The 4,868-nt window shown below is 67.2% G+C and carries 5 protein-coding genes; 4 read left to right on the plus strand and 1 reads right to left on the minus strand.

Features of this window, described 5'->3' with window-relative positions:
- Positions 1–536: 536 nt before the first annotated feature.
- Positions 537–1,106 (minus strand): hypothetical protein, encoded by a 570-nt coding sequence (locus AC51BJ_RS08850; protein WP_430435312.1) that lies wholly within the window; start codon positions 1,104–1,106, stop codon positions 537–539.
- 210 nt (positions 1,107–1,316) lie between these two features.
- Between AC51BJ_RS08850 and chrA the strand changes: the two genes are divergently transcribed.
- The 4 genes from chrA (at position 1,317) to AC51BJ_RS08870 (ending at position 4,702) form a co-directional block, all read left to right on the plus strand.
- Positions 1,317–2,654, plus strand: coding sequence for a chromate efflux transporter (gene chrA, locus AC51BJ_RS08855; protein WP_496279979.1), 1,338 nt, complete (start codon positions 1,317–1,319; stop codon positions 2,652–2,654).
- Between the two features lie 482 nt (positions 2,655–3,136).
- Positions 3,137–3,889: a YkgJ family cysteine cluster protein gene (locus AC51BJ_RS08860; protein WP_496279980.1), complete on the plus strand. Its 753-nt coding sequence runs from the start codon at positions 3,137–3,139 to the stop codon at positions 3,887–3,889.
- 92 nt (positions 3,890–3,981) lie between these two features.
- Positions 3,982–4,293, plus strand: coding sequence for a hypothetical protein (locus tag AC51BJ_RS08865; RefSeq protein ID WP_304025812.1), 312 nt, complete (start codon positions 3,982–3,984; stop codon positions 4,291–4,293).
- A gap of 34 nt (positions 4,294–4,327) precedes the next feature.
- Positions 4,328–4,702, plus strand: a complete 375-nt coding sequence (locus AC51BJ_RS08870) for a carboxymuconolactone decarboxylase family protein (RefSeq protein ID WP_019916536.1) — start codon at positions 4,328–4,330, stop codon at positions 4,700–4,702.
- Positions 4,703–4,868: the final 166 nt, after the last annotated feature.

Consider the following 4,868-nt stretch of genomic DNA (forward strand, 5'->3'; position numbering starts at 1 on the left):
ATGAAGATCACGCAGGACGTGCGCGACTTCGCCGCCAAGCAGGGCCTCAACGAGGAGGACGCGCTGCAGAAGGGCATGGAAGTGAAGGCGGTCGAGTTCGTGAAGTCGGGCGCGGAGATCTACCAGAAGGTGTGAGGCGGAAACCGCGCGGGCGCGGAACCTGTGGGAGCGGTCTTCTGACCGCGACTGCGGCCCGTGACCTCGCGCAGTGCTCCATTCAACCGCCGTGTCGCGGTCAGAAGACCGCTCCTACAAAATCTCGGCTCCGGTGACGGATCGCGAGCGATCCTCGTGGGAGCGGCCTTGGCCACGATGCGGCCACTGCGGTCCGCGGGCTCCGGTACAGGCCGCTGTCGGGGTCAGAAGACACCTCCCACAGAATCCCGGCTCCGGCCACAGATCGCAAGCGCTCGCGCCTGCGAACCAGCAGCGATGGCGAGGCGGCCTGATACAGGCGAGACAGGTCGACCGGTCAACTGTCTCACCGGCGTCTCTGTCTCAACCGGGCGCACAGGCCCGGCGAGGTGTGCGGTCGCTTACTGCAGCGCCTTGATCTGCTCCGGCGTCAGTCCTTTCAATGCATCCGCGGCCGACTTGCGGGCGAGGTCGCGGTCGGTTTCGATGATGGCGTGCACCGAATTCATCACCTTGTCATTGGCTGCTGCCGCCTCCTCCTTGGTGATCTGGCCCGCGGCCAGGCGCTCGCAGGTGCGGTACAGCGATTCGCGCAGGAAGGACAGCATCTGCGCGCGCTCGGCCAGGCGGACGACATTGGCATCGACCTGTCCGTTGCCTGCCGCCTTGCCGGAGGCTTCCAGCTGGGCGATCAGCTTGAGCGTGCTGTCGGTGCCGGGTTCGGTGCAGCCCGGCCCCATGCGTGCGGCACGCGAAGCGGCGACCGTCTTTTCGTCGGACGTACCGCCGCCGCCAAAGAGAGGCTTAGATTCGGACGAGGCGGGCATCGAGCTGCGGGAGTGTTCGTACTTGGCCCAGTAATTCTTGTGGGTCTCCGTCGAGTTGTCGCGAGCGGCCGTCGACGAGCCCAGGCCGGAACAGCCTGCCAGCAGCACGGCGACGCAGCACGCGGTCATCAGCGAAGATTTCATGGTGACTCCTTTGTTTTCGAGTAATAGGTAATGTGACCCGTCGCCGGCCAGCAGCCGATTGCCGGAACGCTCCTCTACGTCCCGGCAGGCAACGCGTCGATCACTACCTGCAAGATGCGGGCCAGCGACCGTGTCATCGCAGGGCCTCGTCCGCGGTGCAGAATGCGCGCCTGACCGACATTCCGTGCCCGCCCGCACCCTCTGCCGCCGATGACCGCGCCCCGACCCGCCAGCGTTCCTTTCCGCGAAGCCTTCATGTTCTGGCTCAAGCTGGGTTTCATCAGTTTTGGCGGACCGGCCGGCCAGATTTCGATCATGCATCAGGAACTGGTCGAGAACCGGCGCTGGATTTCCGAGCGCCGCTTCCTGCACGCGCTGAACTACTGCATGGTGCTGCCGGGCCCGGAGGCACAGCAGCTCGCGACCTATATCGGCTGGCTGATGCATCGCAGCTGGGGCGGCATCGTTGCCGGCGCGCTGTTCGTGCTGCCGTCGCTGTTCATCCTGATCGCGCTGTCCTGGGTGTACATCGCCTTCGGCGACGTGCCGCTGGTGGCCGGACTGTTCTACGGCATCAAGCCGGCGGTCACCGCCATCGTCGTGCAGGCGGCCTGGCGCATCGGCGGGCGGGCGCTGAAGAACCGGACGCTGTGGGCGATCGCCGCCGCCTCCTTCCTCGCCATCTTCGCGCTCGACATTCCCTTCCCCGCCATCGTCGCCGGCGCCGCACTGATCGGCTACATCGGCGGCCGCGTCGCACCGACAACCTTCCGCACCGGCGGGGGACACGGGGCAAAACACGCCTCCTACGGGCCGGCGTTGATCGACGACGACACGCCGACGCCGGAACACGCGCGCTTCCGCTGGACGCGACTGGCGCGCGTCGCCATCGTCGGCGCGCTGCTCTGGGCGGTGCCGATGGGCCTGCTGGCGGGCCTGCTCGGCTGGTCGCACACGCTGACGCAGATGGGCTGGTTCTTCACCAAGGCCGCGCTGCTCACCTTCGGCGGCGCCTACGCGGTGCTGCCCTATGTCTATCAGGGCGCGGTCGGCCACTACGGCTGGCTGACGCCGGTGCAGATGATCGACGGCCTCGCGCTCGGCGAAACCACGCCCGGCCCGCTCATCATGGTGGTGGCCTTCGTGGGTTTCGTTGGCGGATACGTGAAGGCGGTGTTTGGCCCCGACAGCCTCTTCCTCGCCGGCGCGGTCGCGGCCACGCTGGTGACCTGGTTCACCTTCCTGCCCTCCTTCCTGTTCATCCTCGCCGGCGGGCCGCTGGTCGAATCGACGCACGACGACCTCAAGTTCACCGCGCCACTGACCGCCATCACCGCCGCAGTAGTCGGCGTCGTGCTCAATCTCGCGCTGTTCTTCGGGTACCACGTGTTGTGGCCGCACGGCTTCTCCGGCAGCTTCGATTGGATGTCGGCCCTGATCGCCCTCGGCGCAGCCGTCGCGCTGTTCCGCTTCAAGGCGAATGTGATACATGTGATCGGCGCCTGCGCGGTGATCGGGCTGCTGCTGAGGCTCACCGTAGGCGGCTGACGGCCACGCTCGCCCCCCCCTTTTGTGGGAGCGGCCCTGGCCGCGACAGGGCCACCGTTGTCCGCCGGCTTCGATTCAGGCTGCTGTCGGGGTCAGAAGACCCCTCCCACAAAGCCCGGGCTCTCGCTTCGGCGACGGGTCGGACGCACTCCCTGTGGGAGCGGCCCTGGCCGCGACAGGGCCGCTGCTGTCCGCTGACTTCGATACAGGCCGCTGTCGGGGTCAGAAGACCCCTCCCACAAAACCCAGGCTCTCGCTTCCGCGACAGAGCGAGCGCACTCCCTGTGGGAGCGGCCTTGGCCGCGATGCGGCCCCAGCTGGCCGCGGACTTCGAACCCCGCCGCCTTCGCGAACACGCCCGCCTGCCCAGCCAATGTGAACGCCCCGCTGCACGCGCATCCCGTTTGCGCTGCATCAACCCGGCGCGCCGTCCTCCTTCGTACAGTGGCACGCAGACCCTATCCGCCCGGAGTGCGCACGCCATGACCGCCGACGACGACAACCTGCGCTTCTTCCGCGCACGTCACGCGACCTTTTCACAGATCCTGGCGTCGCAACGCGACGACGACGCACTGCTCGCGCAATTGCTGGGCGAAGCCTTCGACAACTTCGAACAGGCGCTGCAGGCGCGGATGGACGCCGGTGCGCCGGTCGCCTGCGACCGCGGTTGCGCGACCTGCTGTACGGTGCGTGTCACCGCCACCGCGCCCGAGGTGCTGCACATCGCACGCCATCTGCGCGAAGCCGACCCGGCGGTGTGTGCCCGGCTGGTTCGTCGTCTCGCCGCCGCCGACGAAGACACGCGCGATACCGACGCTGAAGGCCGCGTGGCCCTGCGCGCGGCCTGCCCCTTCATCGACGAGGACGGCGCCTGTGCAATCTACGCGGTGCGCCCGCTCGCCTGTCGCGGCCACGCCTCGCACGACCGTACCGCCTGCGACCGCGCAGCCTGCGGCGAGATCGACGACATCCCCTACTCGGTCGCCCACCGCATGGTGCGCAGTCTGGTGCAGAACGCGCTGCAATCGGCGCTGCGCGACGCCGGCTGCAGCTGGGCGTCGTACGAACTGAACCACGCGCTGATGCTGGCGCTCGCCGCACCGGAATCGGAAGCCGACTGGCTGGCCGGCGACGACGTGTTCGCCGACTCGCAGGTGAACGACGTCAGCCCGGCCGAGATGGCGCGCACCTTCGACTGGCTGAAAACGCCGGGCGTACGCATCCCTGCCGGCTAGTTTGGTCCGCGCAAGGCTTTGCCGAGCGGCGCCGCTTTGTTCATCATGTACGGGCGATACGCCATCGCACCTACCCAACGGGAGAGATCGACATGAACAAGATGATCATCGCCGCACTGACCGCCCTGCTCGCCTGTGGCAGCGCTCTGGCCGCCGACGCCAGCCCGAACGCCGCCGCCGACTCGAAGTGCGAAGCGGCCGCCATCGACAAGAACGGCAAGCCGCTGGTCGGCGCCGCCAAGTCCTCCTTCATGCAGAAATGCCACCGCGAAGCGATGCACAAGACCGACTGCGAAGCGCGCGCGCTGAGCAAGGACGGCAAGCCGCTCGCCGGCGCAGCGAAGAACTCCTTCATGCGCAAGTGCGAAGAAGACATGAAGCAGGGCGCTCCGGCAGCCCAGTGAGCATAGACATACGTCCGAGCGGAGCCGTCACACAGTGAGCGAACAGAAAAAACCGGGCGTGCAGGTACGCCGCGAAGTCATGGGCGACGATTTCGTCGACCGGGCATTGGGCAATGCAACCGAATTCAACCAGCCCCTGCAGGACTTCATCAACGAACACGCCTGGGGCGCGGTGTGGAACCGCGATGGACTTGACCGCCGCACCCGCAGCCTGGTCACGCTGGCCGCGCTGACCGCGCTGAAAAGTCCGCACGAGCTGAAAGGCCATGTGCGCGGGGCCTTGAACAACGGCTGCACGGTCGAGGAAATCCGCGAAACGCTGCTGCACTGTGCGGTGTACGCCGGTGTCCCGGCCGCCGGCGAAGCCTTCCGCGCGGCGCAGGAAGTGCTGGATTCGTATCGGCTGTGAACCGCTGAGGTCTGATCGACCGCCCGATCGCGAGCAAGCTCGCTTGTATGTTCTACCGTGGCAAGCGTAGGAATAGCTTGTCGGGCGGAGGGACCGAGCTCGGATCTGACGGCAAGCACGTACAGACAGTGGGAGAGATGTCCCGCCCTCACCCCAAGCACCGATC

The sequence above is a fragment of the Methyloversatilis sp. S146-33 genome, assembly GCF_059552495.1.